This is a genomic window from Shinella sp., assembly GCF_052438155.1.
In the GTDB taxonomy this organism is placed as follows: domain Bacteria; phylum Pseudomonadota; class Alphaproteobacteria; order Rhizobiales; family Rhizobiaceae; genus Shinella.
In genome coordinates this window covers 73,680-90,276 of sequence record NZ_JBQVPI010000005.1, presented here as the reverse complement: position 1 = coordinate 90,276, position 16,597 = coordinate 73,680, and the positions used below count along the sequence as shown (strand labels likewise).

The 16,597-nt window shown below is 62.9% G+C and carries 14 protein-coding genes; 9 read left to right on the top strand and 5 right to left on the bottom strand.

The genetic code is table 11. The annotated features are described in order from the left end of the window. Positions 1-163: 163 nt before the first annotated feature. A complete protein-coding gene (locus ACT6VE_RS11240; protein ID WP_444798698.1) occupies positions 164-2,725 on the top strand; it encodes a GcvT family protein in 2,562 nt (853 codons plus the stop codon). 64 nt (positions 2,726-2,789) lie between these two features. Here the strand turns inward: ACT6VE_RS11240 and ACT6VE_RS11235 are convergent, their stop codons facing one another. The 3 genes from ACT6VE_RS11235 to ACT6VE_RS11225 all read right to left on the bottom strand — a co-directional run bounded on the left by ACT6VE_RS11235 (position 2,790) and on the right by ACT6VE_RS11225 (position 5,844). Then, positions 2,790-3,989, bottom strand: a complete 1,200-nt coding sequence (locus ACT6VE_RS11235; protein ID WP_444798697.1) for an amidohydrolase family protein — start codon at positions 3,987-3,989, stop codon at positions 2,790-2,792. A 91-nt stretch (positions 3,990-4,080) separates the two neighbouring features. Continuing rightward, entirely contained in the window at positions 4,081-4,785 is a 705-nt protein-coding gene (locus tag ACT6VE_RS11230; protein WP_444798696.1) for a L,D-transpeptidase family protein, read from the bottom strand. A 15-nt stretch (positions 4,786-4,800) separates the two neighbouring features. Further along, entirely contained in the window at positions 4,801-5,844 is a 1,044-nt protein-coding gene (locus ACT6VE_RS11225; RefSeq protein ID WP_444798695.1) for a hypothetical protein, read from the bottom strand. A 355-nt stretch (positions 5,845-6,199) separates the two neighbouring features. Between ACT6VE_RS11225 and ACT6VE_RS11220 the strand changes: the two genes are divergently transcribed. Further along, positions 6,200-6,616 (top strand): MerR family transcriptional regulator, encoded by a 417-nt coding sequence (locus tag ACT6VE_RS11220; RefSeq protein WP_444798694.1) that lies wholly within the window; start codon positions 6,200-6,202, stop codon positions 6,614-6,616. A 100-nt stretch (positions 6,617-6,716) separates the two neighbouring features. Here ACT6VE_RS11220 and ACT6VE_RS11215 read toward each other — a convergent pair whose 3' ends face one another. Both ACT6VE_RS11215 and ACT6VE_RS11210 read right to left on the bottom strand, forming a co-directional pair. Then, complete coding sequence (locus ACT6VE_RS11215; RefSeq protein WP_444798693.1) at positions 6,717-7,286, bottom strand: SCO family protein; 570 nt, start codon at positions 7,284-7,286, stop codon at positions 6,717-6,719. Then, positions 7,283-9,550 carry a heavy metal translocating P-type ATPase gene (locus tag ACT6VE_RS11210; protein WP_444798692.1) on the bottom strand — a complete coding sequence of 756 codons (2,268 nt, stop codon included), beginning with the start codon at positions 9,548-9,550 and terminating at the stop codon, positions 7,283-7,285. The genes ACT6VE_RS11215 and ACT6VE_RS11210 overlap by 4 nt, the downstream gene beginning before the upstream one ends. Before the next feature lie 173 nt (positions 9,551-9,723). On the opposite strand from ACT6VE_RS11210, the gene ACT6VE_RS11205 reads away from it, so the two are divergent. The 7 genes from ACT6VE_RS11205 (at position 9,724) to ACT6VE_RS11175 (ending at position 16,563) form a co-directional block, all read left to right on the top strand. Further along, on the top strand, positions 9,724-9,963 hold the full coding sequence (locus ACT6VE_RS11205; protein WP_444798691.1) for a hypothetical protein: 240 nt from the start codon (positions 9,724-9,726) through the stop codon (positions 9,961-9,963). Between the two features lie 117 nt (positions 9,964-10,080). Next, a complete protein-coding gene (locus ACT6VE_RS11200) occupies positions 10,081-11,181 on the top strand; it encodes a carboxynorspermidine decarboxylase (protein WP_444798690.1) in 1,101 nt (366 codons plus the stop codon). Between the two features lie 34 nt (positions 11,182-11,215). Next, positions 11,216-12,454: a saccharopine dehydrogenase family protein gene (locus tag ACT6VE_RS11195; protein ID WP_444798689.1), complete on the top strand. Its 1,239-nt coding sequence runs from the start codon at positions 11,216-11,218 to the stop codon at positions 12,452-12,454. Positions 12,455-12,714: 260 nt separating this feature from the next. Continuing rightward, entirely contained in the window at positions 12,715-13,233 is a 519-nt protein-coding gene (locus ACT6VE_RS11190) for a flavin reductase family protein (RefSeq protein WP_069059833.1), read from the top strand. A 22-nt stretch (positions 13,234-13,255) separates the two neighbouring features. Beyond that, the gene (locus tag ACT6VE_RS11185) at positions 13,256-14,743 is read left to right on the top strand and encodes a 4-hydroxyphenylacetate 3-hydroxylase family protein (protein WP_444798688.1); all 1,488 of its coding nucleotides are present in this window, start codon (positions 13,256-13,258) and stop codon (positions 14,741-14,743) included. Between the two features lie 66 nt (positions 14,744-14,809). Beyond that, positions 14,810-15,190 (top strand): cupin, encoded by a 381-nt coding sequence (locus ACT6VE_RS11180; protein ID WP_069059835.1) that lies wholly within the window; start codon positions 14,810-14,812, stop codon positions 15,188-15,190. 26 nt (positions 15,191-15,216) lie between these two features. Continuing rightward, the gene (locus ACT6VE_RS11175; protein WP_444798687.1) at positions 15,217-16,563 is read left to right on the top strand and encodes an amidase; all 1,347 of its coding nucleotides are present in this window, start codon (positions 15,217-15,219) and stop codon (positions 16,561-16,563) included. The last annotated feature ends 34 nt before the right edge of the window (positions 16,564-16,597 follow it).

The window sequence follows — 16,597 nt, the reverse complement described above, 5'->3', positions numbered from 1 at the left end:
AAAAGCGTTGCGCCGGAGGGGCGATCCGCTAGGGTCGGGCCGCCGGCGCAGGGCGACGGTTTTGGCGACTGTCGGAACTGGTCGCTGCCCCGTCGCAGACAGGCTGCACTGGCACCGAACGAGGCCCTAAAATCGGCCGCAATATTTCATCGGGGTCCAGCACATGGCAGAGTTTCCGCAAAAGGCGAAGGTCGTCATCATCGGTTTGGGTGGCATCGTGGGCGCGTCCATCGCCCACCATCTCATCGAGCGCGGATGGGACGATATCGTAGGCATCGACAAGTCGGGCATCCCGACCGACATCGGTTCGACGGCGCATGCCTCGGACTTCTGCTACACGACGAGCCACGACTTCCTGTCGGTCTGGACCACCCAGTACTCGATCGATTTCTACGAGAAGATGGGCCACTACGCCCGCATCGGCGGCCTGGAAGTCGCCCGCACCGGCGACGACACCTGGATGGAAGAGATCAAGCGCAAGCTTTCTTCCGCCAAGGCGTTCGGAACGCGCGCGCATTATGTCTCGCCGGCCGAAATCAAGGAGATGTTCCCGCTGATCGAACAGGATCAGGTCATGGGCGGCATGTTCGATCCGGATGCCGGCCTCGTCGTGCCGCGCTCGCAGACGGTTGCGGGCAAGCTGGTCGATGCCGCTGAAAAGTCCGGCAAGCTGCAGGTCTACGGCAACACGCCGGCTCAGTCGCTGATCGTCGAGGGCGGCCGCATCAAGGGCGTCGTCACGCATCGCGGCACGATCATGGCGGACCATGTCATCGTCTGCGCCGGCATCTGGGGCCGCCTGATCGCCGAAATGGTCGGTGAGGATCTGCCGGTCATGCCGGTCGACCATCCGTTGACCTTCTTCGGCCCGTACAACGAATTCGAAGGCACCGGCAAGGAAATCGGCTACCCGCTGCTGCGCGACCAGGGCAACTCCGCCTATATGCGGGACACTGGCGACCCGAAGACCACCGAGGGCGGCCAGATCGAGTGGGGTTACTACGAACAGACCAATCCTCGTCTCTGCCACCCGCGCGACATTCTGGAAAAGCACGAGGCGCGCCTGTCGCCCTCACAGCGCGACCTCGACATGGAGCAGATTCTTGAGCCGCTTGAAAAGGCCATGGAGCTGACGCCGATCCTCGGCGAGCTCGGCTACAACGAAGGCCATTCCTTCAACGGCCTGCTGCAGGTTTCCGCCGCCGGCGGCCCTTCCTGCGGCGAGAGCCAGAAGGTGCGCGGCCTGTGGTATTGCGTCGCCATCTGGGTGAAGGACGGCCCCGGCTACGGCAAGCTGATCGCCGACTGGATGACGGACGGCCGCACCGAGATCGACCACAATTCGATCGACTATTCCCGCTTCTACCCGCACCAGCTTACGGAAGAATTCATCGAGGGCCGCAGCTACGAGGCCGCCCAAAAAATCTACTTCCCGGCCGTACACAACCGCGAACCCTATGCCTCGGGCCGCGGCGCCAAGCGCTCGCCCTTCCATGAACGCGAAAAGGAACTTGGCGGCTACTTCATGGAGCTCGGCGGCTGGGAGCGTGCGCACGGCTACGCCGCCAACGAGCACCTTTTGGAGAAGTACGGCAATCGCGTTCCGGTGCGCGAGAACGAATGGGACAGCCGCCACTTCTGGCGCGTCTCGAATGCCGAGCATCTGGCGATGAGCGAGGATTGCGGCATCGTCAACCTCTCGCATTTCCACATGGTTGACATCGAAGGCCCTGACCATGTCGAGCTGCTGGAATGGCTGTGCGCTGCAAAGATCGGCGGCGACGGCAATATCGGCAAGGGTGTCTACACCCACTTCCTCGACGACGAGGGCATGGTGCGCGCCGACTTCACGGTCTTCCGCATGGCCGACCGCTGCCGCCTGGTGAACGGCGCAGACGCCGGCCCGCGTGACTTCCACTACATGAAGCGCGTCGCCGAGGACCGGGGCCTTGATGTCACCATCACCGACACGTCGGAAAAGTACATCACCATCGGCATCTGGGGGCCGAACGCCCGCGAGAACCTGAAGAAGGTGGTGGCGGACCCGGCCGGTCTCGACCAGGGAAATTTCGCCTTCGCCGCGATCAAGCAGATCGAGATCGCCGGCAAGAGCGTGACAGCGTTCCGCATCTCTTATGTCGGCGAGCAGGGCTGGGAACTGCACATGAAATACGAGGATGGCCTCGCCGTCTGGGATGCCCTGCGTTCGACTGGCGTCATGGCCTTCGGCGTCGAGACCTATGCCAACTCGCGCCGCATGGAAAAAAGCCTGCGCCTGCAGAACGCCGATCTGCTCACCCAGTACAACCTCATCGAGGCGGACCTCGCCCGCCCGAAGGTCAAGGAAGCCGACTTCTGCGGCAAGGCGAAGCACCTGGAGTACAAGGCGCGCGATCATCAGCCCGCCATGCTCTGCACACTCGTCATGACCGAAAACACCGACAAAAACGGCGTGAAGCGCTATCCGCTCGGCAACCTGCCAGTCATGGATCCGGAAACCGGCGAGGTGCTGATCGACGATCTCGGCCGCCGGTCCTACACGACCTCCATGGCGTTTGGCCCGACCATCGGCAAGAACATCGCGCTCGCCTACCTGCCCTGGGCCTATTGCCAGGAAGGCCGCAAGCTGAACATCGAGTATTTTGCAGAAACCTATCCGGTCGAGGTGGTCAGCATCGGCTATAAGCCGCTGTACGACCCCGAGAACCTGAAGCCGCGGACGTAGAGGCTTCAGATCCGTAAAACGAAAGGGCGTGCCAGCATCTGCCGGCGCGCCCTTTTTCTTTCAATCAGCGGATCATGGCCCCATTCTCCGCCACCAGCCGCCCTGCCTTGAACACCCGGCGCGGCTTCGGCACTGCCACCACCGCCTCCGGCACATGCTCGGCGGCGAGCGCCACGAAATCCGCCTTCGCGCCGACCGCGATGCCATAGCCTTCGAGGCCGAGCGCCTTGGCGCTCGCTGCGGTCACCACGTCGAAGGCGGCCGAAAGCTCCTCGTCGGTGTAGAAGCCGGAGCGGTAGCCGATCATCATGGCGCGGCCCAGCATGTCACCATCACCATAGGGCCACCAGGAATCGCGGATGTTGTCGCTGCCGGCGAAGACGTTGACGCCTTCCGCGCGCAATAGGGCAACCGGCGGGAAGACGTGGTCGCCGGGGGCATTGGTCATGATCGAGACGCCGGCAGTGGCGATCTTTGCGCCGATGCGGCGGGCGGAATCCGCGTCGAGATCGCCAAGGCCGTAGGCGTGGCTGATTGCCATCCTGCCCTGCATGCCAAGCGCCAGCGTGCGGGCGCAGATTTCCTCCACCGTGAAGGCGCCGAGCGAGCCGAAATCGTGCAGGTGGATATCGACGCCGACGCCACGTTTTTCCGCCACGCCGAAGACCACGTCGAGATGGCCATTGAGATCGCGGTCAAAGCTTGCAGGGTCGAGACCACCCACAAGATCGGCGCCGAGGCCGATCGCCTCGTCGAGAAGCTCCGGCGTGCCGGGGCTCTTCAGGATGCCGTTTTGTGGGAAGGCAACGAGCTGAATGTCGATGATATCCCGATATTCCTCACGGATTTTCAGGATCGTCTCCAGCGACCTCAGCCCGACCGAGCCATCGACCGTGACGTGGCTGCGCATCTGAAGGGAGCCGTTGGCGACGCAGAGTTCGAGCTGCTTGCGGGCGCGTTCCTCCATTGGAGCGGCAATGGCCATGTTCTCGGCCTGGAAGGCCACGCGCTCGTGTACGTCAAAACCGTTGGCGCACGGTTTGTGCGGGATCCATTTATCACCGTAAAAGCTGGTATCGAGGTGGATATGGCCCTCGACGAAACCGGGAACCAGCAGCGCACCGGCGATATCCACCTGCCCGGCAGCGCCAGACGTCGCGCCAGCCGCTTCGATCGACACGATGCGGCCACCGGCAACGCCGATGTCCTTCAGCGAGCCATCCGCCAGTTTGGCATTGGTGAAAAGCGTTTCGATCCCGGCCATGATATCGCGTCTCCGTTTGTGCGCAACCAGACCCGCCGCTCAAGGGGCGGGTCGATGATTGTACGCAATAACGCGCGAAAATCGTATGCGGTCAATAGGCAGCAGCGACGGCCGGCGCGCCGAGCACCACGATGGGCGTGCCGTTCTGCACACGGTTGAACAGATCGACTATATCCTGATTGAGCATGCGCACGCAGCCGGAGGAAACCGACTTTCCGATGGTCCACCATTCCGGTGAGCCGTGGATACGATAGAGCGTGTCCTCCTTGTTCTGGAAGATATAGAGGGCGCGCGCGCCGAGCGGGTTTTTCAGGCCAGGCTCCATGCCGCCATTGCGCACACTGTAGGGCTCCAGTTCCGGCTGGCGGGCGACCATTTCGTCGGGTGGCGTCCAGCGCGGCCATTGCCGCTTGTACTGGATGACGCCGCGGCCGGCCCATTCGAAGCCGGCGCGGCCGAGGCCGACGCCGTAGCGCATGGCCTGGCCATCCTCATAGGTCAGGTAGAGGAAATGGTTTGCCGTATCGACGACGATGACGCCGGGCCGCTCGCCGGTCGGGTTCGGTACCATCTGGCGATAGAAGCGCCGGTCGATCTTCTGATAGGGAATGGCCGGCAGAGGGAACTGCTCGTCCGGCTTCGGCCCGTACATGGTGGCATAGATGCTGGTATCGACGGGCTCCGGCGCGACGGCGACCCTTTCGCGAACCGGCGTGGTACAGCCGGCCAGAACAGTGGTTGCCAATCCTGCACTGCCGAGCAGGAAGGATCGGCGGCTTACGCTTTCACCAGTCAATACAGACCTCACATGTCAATCTTCATAGGGATCAGCCAGCGCAGCTTCGGGCCGGCTGACAGGATATTTGGTGCGCGAGATCCGGGCGGCAAGGCCCTTGGCCCCCTGCTGCTTCAGCAGCGTGCGGAAGCTCGGATGCATACCACCGTCCATATAGGCGAAGCTCGAGACCGTCGTGGTGGTCGCAATGGCGGCATCCAGCTTCTTCTGCTCCGCGCCGATCTTCGCCATCAGGTCGCCTTCGGAGCCGCCAACGACCGCCGGGCACTGCGCCAGCGGATCGTCCGGTTCGCCGTCGACGAATTCCTTGTTGAAGACGTAGCGGCTGCCGCAGACGGAAACCTTCGGCTGGCGCTTCGTGAAGGCGAACGCGTCATAGCCTTCCTTCAGCGTACGCCAGAACGGCATGTTCGGATCCCCCTTGTGCTTTGCCATGTTCTCCGTCGTCATGCGGAACGGATAGGCCTGCACCTGGAAACGCGCCTGACCGCCATCCAGCGCCTTCTGCACGATGGCGTAGATTTCGCCGACACCCTGGTCGGTCATGGCGTAGCAGCCGGAGGACGAACAGGCGCCGTGCACCATCAGCGCCTCACCCGTATAGCCGAGTGCGGATTCCAGACGGTTCGGGTAGCCGAGATTGAAGGAGACATAATATTGCGAGTTCGGGTTCAGCATGCCTGCGGAGACGTGGTAAAACCCTTCCGGCGCCTGGCGGTCGCCGTTCTTCGTCTTCGGCCCGAGCTTTCCGGACCAGCGGCACATCGGATAGGTCTTGAACAGCGCATACTGGCCGCTGGCATTGACCTTCCAGACTTCCAGTTCGCTTTCCTGCTTGAAGATGCGCACCAGCACGGGGCTGGTCGGGCTCATCTTCTTCTTCGACATCTCCGCCTTCACCTTGCTGGAAAGCTGCGGCGCCTCGGCGAGCGAGGCCACATCCATGGCCACGCAGCCGGCGAGCAGGCCACCGGCAACGGTCGCGGCGGCAAGCCGCGCGAGGAGCGAGAGGCGTGGACGGGCATTCTGAAGAAAGGGGCGGTGGCGCAACACAAACATGGGTCGATTTCGGTTGTTAGGGATCCTTGGCGCGCCGTTTGGCAAACGACGCATTTCAGGCTTAGAGTCCAAGCGATTGCTTAGAACTTCGTTAATCTTATGGCTGCCATCGGCCTCATGCCGTCTCCAGTGCCCGAATCCGAGGCTCCAGCCACTGCAAACGAGCTTAAGACCTCAAGTCGCTCGAGCATCAACCCCCTCATTGCCGGTTTCTTTCGCCGACCCATCACGAAGCGGACACAAAAGCGTCAGAACAGCTTTTCCAGGCGCGCGAAGCCGTGTGGCGGTCAGAGAGCGCTTGATTTGCCGACGATCTCCGCACATCTGTGAGGCAGGCAATTCAACGAGGCGCGCAATGCTGACGATCGGAGATCTTTCCAAAACCACGGGCGTCAAGGTTCCGACCATCCGCTATTACGAGCAGATGGGCCTGCTTTCACATGCCGAACGCTCCGAGGGCAACCAGCGGCGCTATTCCAACTCGGAACGCGATCGCCTCACCTTCATCCGCCATGCCCGTGACCTCGGCCTCACCATCGACGCCATCCGCGAACTGATCGACCTCAGCCAGCACCCGGAACGCCCCTGCCACGATGCAGACCGTATCGCGGCCGAACAGCTTTCGACGGTCCGGCGCAAGATCGAGCGCCTGCAGAAGCTGGAGGCGGAGCTGGTGCGCATCACCAGCCATTGCCATAGCGATCAGGTCCGCGACTGCTATGTCATCCGCGCGCTTGCCAACCACGACCTTTGCCACGACGAGCACGACTAAAGCGCGTCGCGATCATTCAGATTCGCTCCTTGCGCTTTAGTCCCTTGATTTTTCGCGTGTCGTTGTCGCAAAACCGCTGCACACTTTTGCGCGACACGCGTTAGGACGCTGCAAGCAATTTCAGCTTCTGGAGCTGCGTTTCGCGCGGCTCGTGCATGTCCAGCATGCCCTGGAGCCGGCCATCCGCACGGATGAGGAAGAGGCCGGCGGTGTGGTCCATCGTGTAACTGTCCGAGGCTGTCGGCACCTTTTTGTAAGTGGCCGAAAAGGCATCCGCCGCCGCCTTCGTCTCGGCCGTATCGCCGCGGAGCGCGATGATGCGCGGATCGAAAGAGGTCATGTAGAGTTTCAAAAGCTCCGCAGTGTCACGCTCGGGATCGACCGAGATGAAGAGCGGCGTGATGCGATCCGCCGCCGGGCCGATGTCCTTCAACAATGCACTCAGCTCGAACAGCGCCGTCGGGCAGACATCCGGGCAATGGGTGAAGCCGAAGAAGACGAGATAGGGTTTTCCGGCGAGATCGGCCGAGCCGAAGGCTTTGCCGTCGACCGTCTGCAAGGCGAAGATGCGCTGCTTTGGCTTTTCCGTTGCAGGAACCTGTGCCGCGACCGTCGCTCCGACGATCGCGGCCAGCACGCCTGCAAGACCAATGAATGTCCTGCGCTTCATTTGATCGGCCGCAGCAGACGCAGCGCATTCAGGGTGACGAGCACGGTGGCGCCGGTATCGGCGAGGATCGCCGGCCAGAGGCCGGTGATGCCGACGATGGTCGTCACCAGGAACACACCTTTAAGGCCGAGCGAGAGAACGATGTTCTGCACGATGTTGCGCATGGTGCGCTTGGAGAGATCTGTCATCAGCGCCACGTCGCCGACGCGGCCGTGCAGGATGGCGGCATCCGCCGTTTCGAGCGCCACATCCGTGCCGCCACCCATGGCGATGCCGACATTGGCGGCGGCAAGTGCCGGGGCGTCGTTGATGCCGTCGCCGATCTTGCCGACGACATAACCTTCGCGCTGCAATTCGCCGACGATGCGCTGCTTGTCTTCCGGCATCAGTTCGGCGCGCACCTCGATGCCGAGTTCGGCGCCGACGGCTTTTGCCGTGCGGGCATTGTCGCCCGTCAGCATGATCGTCTTGATGCCGGCATCCTTGAGCGCCTTGAGCCCGGCCGCCGCGTCGGCGCGCGGCTCGTCGCGCATGGCGATGGCACCGACGAGCACGCCGTCGACGACCAGCATGGAGACGGTCTTGCCGTCGTCGTTGAGCGCAGCAGTGGCGACCTGAACCTCATCGGACAGCGTGATCTGTTCGGCAACTGCCTTCGGCGAGCCGAGGAAGACCTGCTTGCCCTCGACGGTGGCCGTGACGCCCTTGCCGCCGAGCGCCCGGGAACCGCTTGCTACCGGCGGCACGATGCCGTCTTCCGCGGCCTTGCCGAGGATGGCGAGCGCCAGCGGGTGGCTGGAGCCGGCTTCGAGGGCGGCGGCGAGGCGCAGAACTTCATCGGCCGGTTGTGCGAAGGCGACGATATCAGTGACCTTCGGCTTGCCTTCGGTCAGCGTGCCGGTCTTGTCGAAGGCGATGGCCGTGAGCTTGCCGAGGCCTTCCAGCACCGCGCCGCCCTTCATCAGCAGGCCGCGGCGGGCACCGGCGGACAGCGATGCCGCGATGGCGGCTGGCGTCGAGATGACGAGCGCGCAGGGGCAGCCGATCAGCAGCACGGCGAGACCCTTGTAGACCCATTCGCTCCAGACGCCGCCGAAGAACAGCGGCGGGATGATCGCGACGAGGGCCGCAACGACGACGACGCCCGGCGTGTAGTACCTGGAGAAGCGGTCGATGAAACGTTCGGTCGGGGCCTTCGATTCCTGTGCTTCCTCGACCAGCTTGACGACGCGGGCGATGGTGTTGTCCGCAGCCGCAGCAGTGACGCGCACGCGCAACGCCGCATCGCCATTCACCGTGCCGGCGAAGACGGTGTCGCCGATTTCCTTGTTTACCGGCGTGCTTTCGCCGGTGACCGGGGCCTCGTCGATGGCGCTCTCGCCGTCGATGATCACGCCATCGGCGGAAATGCGGTCGCCGGGGCGTACCAGAATGACGGCGCCAACCGCGAGCGATTCGGCCGGCACTTCCTTGGTGCGACCGTTCTCTTCGAGGAGTGCGGTCTTCGGCACGAGGGCGGAGAGCGAGCGGATGCTGTCACGCGCCTTGCCGGCTGCAACCCCTTCCAGCAACTCGCCGACGAGGAAGAGGAAGACGACGGCGGCGGCCTCTTCGGTGGCGTTGATGACCACCGCGCCGACGGCGGCGATCGTCATCAACATCTCGATGGAGAACGGCGTGCCGGCGAGTGCCGCCATGATGGCGCGGCGTGCGATCGGTACGAGGCCGACGAACATGGCGATGATAAAGGCATAGGTCTCGATGGCCGGGAAGAGATGGCCGAGACCGTAGGCGATGACCAGCGCCGCGCCGGCAAAGATAGTCAGGCGGCCCTTCTTGCCTTTCCACCATGGGCCTTCGGACGGGCCATGATCGTGGCCGTGCAGGCCTTCGATGGCCGCAGCCTTCGGCTTGTGCTCATGGCCGGCGTGGTCATGATCGTGGTCATCATGATCATGCGAATGGTCGTGATCGTGCCCGTGGTCATGATCGTGGCTGCAACCGGGACCGTGTTCGTGCTTCGCTGCCGGCTTTTCGGCAATCACTGCCGCCGGCGTCACTGCGTAGCCGAGGCCGGAGACTTTTTTACGGATCGCCTCCAGGTCGCTCGTCACGTCGTGTTGCACGCGCATGGTGCCGGCGGTCACGGAAACGGATACGTCCGAAACCCCCGGCATGCGGCGCACGGCCGTGTCGATCTTGCTGGCGCAGGAGGCGCAATCCATGCCGCCAACCCGGAAACGCGTCTCTTTCACATCGGACATCATACAATCCTCTTCAGTCTGTCGAGGCTGTTCTACGACCTCTAGCGACTAGAGGTGCAAGAGGGGATGCGAAAAAATTCCGGACAAAGAGGCGCATTGATATTTCCCGCGGCATCGTGCTAGAGAGCGCCGACTTTATTTGCAGGTTTCATCTGCTGGTTGGGGAGGACGCCATGTCTTGGCACACCCTCTTCCAATCGGGGATGGGCGCTATCAATGCCCCCCGAACGGAAGAACGCTTTTTGATGGGTGCCCTTGCGGCACAGTCAGGCATTTATGCCGTTTCGCCGACGGGCTCGTTCAAGCCCGTGAAGGCACCGCGCCTGCCTGCCCTTTTCCCGCTCAAACACCGCGACCGTGGCAACAGCGCAAAGGCGCTGTCACATCGCCGTGCCGGGACAACGATACCGTAACATCGGTCTCCCCTTTTAGCCGCTTGAAGCAGGAGGTTTGCGCCTCCGCTTTGCGCGTTGCTATCGCGCTGCCGGCCGGGCCGGCGCCAATCCACCCGCCAAGAAGACAGGTCCAGCATGTCCCTCACGACACCCTATTATCTGATCGACAAGTCGAAGCTCATCGCCAACATGGAAAAGATCGCGCGCCTGCGCGACCTTTCCGGCGCCAAGGCGCTGCTCGCGCTGAAATGCTTCGCCACCTGGTCGGTCTTCGATCTGATGCGCGACTATATGGACGGCACGACCTCCTCGTCGCTCAACGAAGTGCGCCTCGGGCACGAGCGTTTCGGCAAGGAAACGCACGCCTATTCCGTCGCCTATGCCGACTACGAGATCGACGAGGTCATCAGCCACGCCGACAAGCTCATCTTCAACTCGGTGAGCCAGCTCGATCGTTTCGGCGACAAGGCATCCGGCATCGTGCGGGGCCTACGCCTCAATCCCGGCATTTCCTCCTCCACCTTCGATCTCGCCGACCCGGCCCGCCCGTTCTCGCGGCTGGGCGAATGGGATGTGAAGCAGGTCGAGCCGGTGATGGACCGTATCTCCGGCTTCATGATCCACAACAATTGCGAGAACGGCGATTTCGACCTGTTCGACCGCATGCTCGGCACGATCGAGGAGAAGTTCGCGCCGCTCTTGAAGAAGGCCGAATGGGTAAGCCTCGGCGGCGGCATCCATTTCACCGGCGAAACCTATCCGCTAGAAAAATTTGCCGAGCGGCTGAAGCGGTTCTCCGGCGACTACGGCGTACAGGTCTATCTGGAGCCGGGCGAAGCCTCGATCACCAAGTCCACCACGCTGGAAGTGACGGTGCTCGACACGCTCAATAACGGCAAGAACCTCGCCATCGTCGATTCGTCGATCGAGGCTCACATGCTGGACCTCTTGATCTACCGGGAAAACGCCAAGCTTTCGCCGAACACCGGGCCGCACCGCACCATGGTCTGCGGCAAGTCGTGCCTCGCCGGCGATATTTTCGGCGAGTTCAATTTCGAGAACCCGCTGAAGGTCGGCGACCGCATCTCCATCCAGGATGCGGCCGGCTACACGATGGTCAAGAAGAACTGGTTCAATGGCGTGAAAATGCCGGCGATCGCCATCCGCGAACTGGATGGCAGCATCAGAACAGTCCGCGAATTCACCTACACGGATTACGAACAGAGCCTCTCCTGAGGCGACAAACGGGTAGAAGGAGATATCCCCCGACATGAAAAAGAACGTGCTCATCATCGGCGCCGGCGGCGTCGCACAGGTCGTGGCGCACAAGTGCGCCCAGAACAACGACGTGCTCGGCGACATCCATATCGCATCGCGCACCAAGGCGAAGTGCGAAAAGATCATCGCGTCGGTCCATGAGAAGAAGGCGATGAAACAGCCGGGCGTGCTCGAAGGCCATGCGCTCGACGCGCTCGACATCGAGGCGACCAAGGCGCTCATCACGTCCACGAAGTCTGAGATCGTCATCAATGTCGGCACCGCCTTCCTCAACATGTCGGTGCTGCGCGCCTGCATGGATACGGGCGTTGCCTATATCGACACCGCGATTCATGAAGAGCCCGGCAAGATCTGCGAGACGCCGCCGTGGTACGGGAACTACGAGTGGAAGCGTGCCGCCGAATGCGAAGAGAAGGGCATCACCGCCATTCTCGGCGCCGGCTTCGACCCGGGTGTGGTCAACGCCTATGCCAAGCTCGCCAAGGACGAATATCTCGACACGGTGACCGACGTCGACATCGTCGACATCAATGCCGGCAGCCATGGCAAGTACTTCGCCACGAACTTCGACCCGGAAATCAATTTCCGCGAATTCACCGGCGTCGTCTATTCCTGGCAGGATGGCCAGTGGCAGACGAACAAGATGTTCGAAATCGGCAAGGACTACGACCTGCCGGTCGTCGGCACGCGCCGCGCCTATCTCTGCGGCCATGACGAAGTGCATTCGCTGGCGAAGAACATGGATGGCGCGAATGTGCGCTTCTGGATGGGTTTCGGCGACCACTACATCAACGTCTTCACCGTTCTGAAGAACCTCGGCCTGCTCTCCGAACAGCCGGTCAAGACGGCCGAAGGGCTCGAAGTCGTGCCGCTCAAGGTCGTCAAGGCGGTGCTGCCGGATCCGTCGTCGCTTGCGCCGAACTACGAAGGCAAGACCTGCATCGGCGACTACGTGAAGGGCATGAAGGACGGCAAGGAAAAGACCGTCTTCATCTACAACGTGGCCGACCACAAGGAAGCCTATGAGGAAGTCGGCAGCCAGGGTATTTCCTACACCGCCGGCGTGCCGCCGGTCGCAGCAGCAATGCTGGTCGCCACCGGCGAGTGGGACGTGAAGAAGATGGCCAACATCGAAGAGTTGGCGCCCAAACCCTTCATCAACCTGCTCAACGGCATGGGCCTGCCCACCCGCATCCAGGACGAAGACGGCGACCGCGCCTTCAGCTTCTAAGCCTGAAAACACCGGTCGCGCCTCGTGCGCGGCCGGTGTCTTTTCGCCGGCAGCCCTTGGCTCGCGGCCACGCCCTTCCGGCCCCTCCCCCGAAAAACACATCGAAACCAGCCACATCCGGTTCACGGCTTCGCTTTGAACCGTTGCGCCGTCCTGCGTCCGCGCACTTACCATGACAGTGAAATATCACAGCCTTGACACGTCCAAAAATAGCTTTATAACTTAGCTATATTACAAACAATCGCTAGGGAGGACAGGCGATGGACGAGCGGCAGTTTCGCAATGCGCTTGCCGAATACGCGACCGGCGTGACCATCGTCACGGCGCTGTCGAAATCGGGCGAGAAGATCGGCATGACGATGACCTCGTTCAACACGGTCTCGCTCGATCCGCCGCTGGTTCTGTTTTCCGTCGGCGTCAAGGCACTGAGCCTCGATGCGCTGCGCGAGGCGGATGCCTATGTGGTCAACATCCTCGCCCGCACGCAGGAGAACCTCTCCAACCAGTTCGCCCGCGCCTCGAGCGACAAGTGGGCCGGCGTGCACCACACCGAAGGCCACAAAGGCGCGCCGCGGCTCACCAATGCCATCGCCCAGTTCGAATGCGAGCCCTATGCCTGCCACGAAGGCGGCGACCACCTGATCTTCCTCGGTCGCGTCGTCAATTTCCGCACGTCCGATACGGCGGCCGAGCCGCTGCTGTTCTTCCGCGGCCGCTACCACAGCGTCGCCGGCCCGCGCATCGACGTCGATGCCTGGCCCCTGCCCCTGCATTACTGAAACCCTCTGGAGGATGCATACGATGAGCAAGTCCGAACCCAAATCCGGCAAGGAGCACCTTGCCAGCCTGCGCGATGGCCGCGAGATTTTCATCAATGGCGCCCGCGTCAACGACGTGACGACGCATGACGCCTTCTCCAATGTCGCGCGCTCGGTCGAAAAGATGTTCGACTTCGCAAAGGCCCCGGAAAATGCCGACCTGATGACCTATGCGACGCCGGAAGGCGGCCGCGCCAACCGCATCTGGGAACTGCCCGGCAGCTACCAGGAACTGGTCAAGCGCCGCGCCGGGCTTGAAGCCTGGACCGGCCTGCATGGCGGCTTCCTCGGCCGCGCGCCGGATCATGTCGCCTCCTGCATCGCCGGCATGTATATGGGCCGCGACGTCTTCGAGGACTACAATCCGAAATTCGCGCGCAACCTCGCTGACTATTACAAATATGCCCGCGACAACGACCTCTATCTCACCTACGTCATCATCAACCCGCAGGCCGACCGCTCGAAGAATGCCGCCGAGCAGGCCGATCCGTTCCTGACGGCCGGCGTGGTGGATCGCGACGCGGAAGGCATCACCGTGCGCGGCGCAAAAATGCTGGCGACCGGCGGTGTCGTCGCCAACGAGGTTTTCGTCACCTGCATCCAGCCACTGAAGGCGGGTGAAGAGAATTACGCGCTGTCCTTCGCCATTCCGATGAATGCCAAGGGCCTGAAGATCCTGTCGCGCAAGTCCTATGAGGCGGCCTCGCCCTCGGTCTTCGACAATCCGCTGGCGAGCCGCTTCGACGAGAACGACGCCGTGCTCTATTTCGACGACGTGAAGGTTCCGTGGGACCGCGTCTTCATCGATGGCGACGTCGCCATGTGCGCCAAGCAGTTCCATGCGACACCGGCCCATGTCTATCAGAACTACCAGGCGATGATCCGCCTGTCGGTCAAGCTGCGTTTCCTCGTCGGCATCGCCAAGCGCACCACCGACGTCAACGGTATCTCGCAGTTCCCGCAGGTGCGCGAAATGCTCGGCCAGCTCGCCGCCGAGGCCGGTATGGTGGATGCGCTGGTCGCGGCGATGGAAGCCAAGGGCAAGCAGGTTGGCGCCTATTTCGTGCCGGATGCGGCAACGCTCTACAGCGCGCAGGTGCTGACCCAGCAGCTCTATCCGAAAATCCTGAATACGCTGCGCGAACTCGCCGGTGGCGGCATGATCATGCTGCCCTCCTCGGTCGACGACTTCGGCAATCCGGAACTGGCGCGCCTCATCGACAAGACGCAGCAGTCGCCGGCCGCCGCCTCGCGGGACCGCGTCAAATTCTACAAGCTCGCCTGGGATGCTGTCGGCTCCGAATTCGGCTCGCGCCATCACCAATACGAGATGTTCTATGCCGGCGCGACCTTCGTGACGAAGAACCACGCCTTCCGCACCTACGACTGGTCCGCCGCCGATGGCCTGCTGCAGAACATGCTCGATTCCTATTCGCTCGAGGACAGCCTGAAGGCCGCCGAGGCAGCCTGACCCCGTTCTTCGCGGGCGTACCTTCCGGCGCGCCCGCTTTCCCGTTTTCAACCACAGGAGGACCCGATGCCGGTCAACAAGAAACACGACGAATTCTACACGCTCGACATGACGACGGGCTGGGAAGTGCCCGCCGGCTATCCGCAGGGCATCAAGCAGAAGATCATTTCCGGCGCGCTCGATGAAGAAAACCGCGGTGGGACGCGCACGCGCCTCCTGAAGTTCGATCCGGGCGTCTTCACCACCAAGCCGTTCGAGCATGAATATTGGGAAGAGGTTTATCTCGTCTCCGGCGACCTGACGGTCGGCAACGACGAGAACGGCGATGGCGGCGAGACTTTCCCGCCCAACACCTATGCCTGCCGCCCGCCGCATGCGCCGCATGGCCCCTTCAAGTCGGAGAAGGGCTGCATACTGCTCGAAATTCACTATTTTGATCCGGTCTGATTCGGGCACAAGCAGGAGATAAAGCAATGCGCGCAACACTGAACGAACTTGCGGCCGATCTGGCGATGGGCAAGATCACGTCGTCGCAACTGGTCGAAGGATCGCTCGCGCGCATTGCCGACGAGACAGGCGAAGGCGCCCGCGCCTTCGTCAAGGTCCATGCGGACAAGGCCCGAACCGCGGCGAAGGCCGCCGACGACCTGCGCAAGGCGGGCCTCGCCCCCTCGCGCTTCGCCGGCATTCCGATTGCGGTGAAGGACCTGTTCGACTTAGCTGGCGATCCCACCCCCGCGGGCTCGAAAGTGCTGGCGAACGCGGCGCCCGCCGAGACCGATGCGCCCGCCATCGCGCGCCTCAAGGCCGCAGGCTTCATCGTCGTCGGCCGCAACAACATGACCGAATTCGCCTTTTCCGGCGTGGGCATCAACCCGCATTACGGCACGCCGGCCAATCCCTACGACCGCGCAACCGGCCGCATTCCCGGCGGCTCCTCCTCGGGTGCTGCCGTTTCGGTGGCAGATGGCATGGCGGCTGCTGCGATCGGCTCGGACACCGGCGGCTCTTGCCGCATCCCGGCAGCGCTCTGCGGCATCGTCGGCTACAAGCCGACGGCCAGCGCCGTTCCGCTCAAAGGTGCCTTGCCGCTCTCCTTCACGCTCGATTCCATCGGCCCGCTGGCCAACAGCGTCGATTGCTGCGCCAGCCTGCATGAAATCCTGAGCGGCACGTCTCTGGATGGCGAAGCCCCGCGCTCCGTCGCCGGCCTGCGCATCGCCGTGCCGCAATCCGTCGTCTTCGACGGTATCGAGCCGCATGTCGCCAAAACCTTTGAAGCCGCGCTCAAGCACCTCGCCGATGCCGGCGCCATCGTTACGGAAATTCCGCTCAGGGAATTCGAGATGGTCGGCCGCATCAACGGCAAGGGCGGCTTCCCGGCCCCTGAAGCGTTGTCCTGGCACCGCGACCTGCTGGAAGAGCACGGCGAGCAATACGACCAACGTGTCCGCGCCCGCATCCTGCGTGCCAAGGAGCAGACGGCGGCGGACTATATCGACATGCTGCACCTGCGCCGCGCCTATATCGAGGAAACGAACCGGGCGATCTCCGCCTACGACGTCCTCGCCATGCCGACCGTGCCGATGGTCGCCCCGGCCATCGCCGCGCTGGAAGCCGATAACGACCTCTTCGTGAAGACCAACCTGACGCTGCTGCGCAACCCCGCGCTGATCAACATGCTGGACGGCTGCTCGATCTCATTGCCCGCGCACGCCGAGGGCGAGGCCCCGGTCGGCCTGATGCTGGCCGCTGCGGGCGGGCGTGACGCAGCGCTGTTTGCCAATGCGCGGGCGGTGGAGGCGGCGCTGCGGACGTAAGATCCAACCGCCGGGGGCTCTGCCTGCCCCCTCA

Excerpts from the sequence above, each read along its gene's own strand:
- ACT6VE_RS11240 (WP_444798698.1), top strand. The coding sequence starts at position 164 with ATGGCAGAGTTTCCGCAAAAGGCGAAGGTCGTCATCATCGGTTTGGGT.
- ACT6VE_RS11235 (WP_444798697.1), bottom strand. The coding sequence starts at position 3,989 with ATGGCCGGGATCGAAACGCTTTTCACCAATGCCAAACTGGCGGATGGC.
- ACT6VE_RS11225 (WP_444798695.1), bottom strand. The coding sequence starts at position 5,844 with ATGTTTGTGTTGCGCCACCGCCCCTTTCTTCAGAATGCCCGTCCACGC.
- ACT6VE_RS11220 (WP_444798694.1), top strand. The coding sequence starts at position 6,200 with ATGCTGACGATCGGAGATCTTTCCAAAACCACGGGCGTCAAGGTTCCG.
- ACT6VE_RS11215 (WP_444798693.1), bottom strand. The coding sequence starts at position 7,286 with ATGAAGCGCAGGACATTCATTGGTCTTGCAGGCGTGCTGGCCGCGATC.
- ACT6VE_RS11210 (WP_444798692.1), bottom strand. The coding sequence starts at position 9,550 with ATGTCCGATGTGAAAGAGACGCGTTTCCGGGTTGGCGGCATGGATTGC.
- ACT6VE_RS11205 (WP_444798691.1), top strand. The coding sequence starts at position 9,724 with ATGTCTTGGCACACCCTCTTCCAATCGGGGATGGGCGCTATCAATGCC.
- ACT6VE_RS11200 (WP_444798690.1), top strand. The coding sequence starts at position 10,081 with ATGTCCCTCACGACACCCTATTATCTGATCGACAAGTCGAAGCTCATC.
- ACT6VE_RS11195 (WP_444798689.1), top strand. The coding sequence starts at position 11,216 with ATGAAAAAGAACGTGCTCATCATCGGCGCCGGCGGCGTCGCACAGGTC.
- ACT6VE_RS11190 (WP_069059833.1), top strand. The coding sequence starts at position 12,715 with ATGGACGAGCGGCAGTTTCGCAATGCGCTTGCCGAATACGCGACCGGC.
- ACT6VE_RS11185 (WP_444798688.1), top strand. The coding sequence starts at position 13,256 with ATGAGCAAGTCCGAACCCAAATCCGGCAAGGAGCACCTTGCCAGCCTG.
- ACT6VE_RS11180 (WP_069059835.1), top strand. The coding sequence starts at position 14,810 with ATGCCGGTCAACAAGAAACACGACGAATTCTACACGCTCGACATGACG.
- ACT6VE_RS11175 (WP_444798687.1), top strand. The coding sequence starts at position 15,217 with ATGCGCGCAACACTGAACGAACTTGCGGCCGATCTGGCGATGGGCAAG.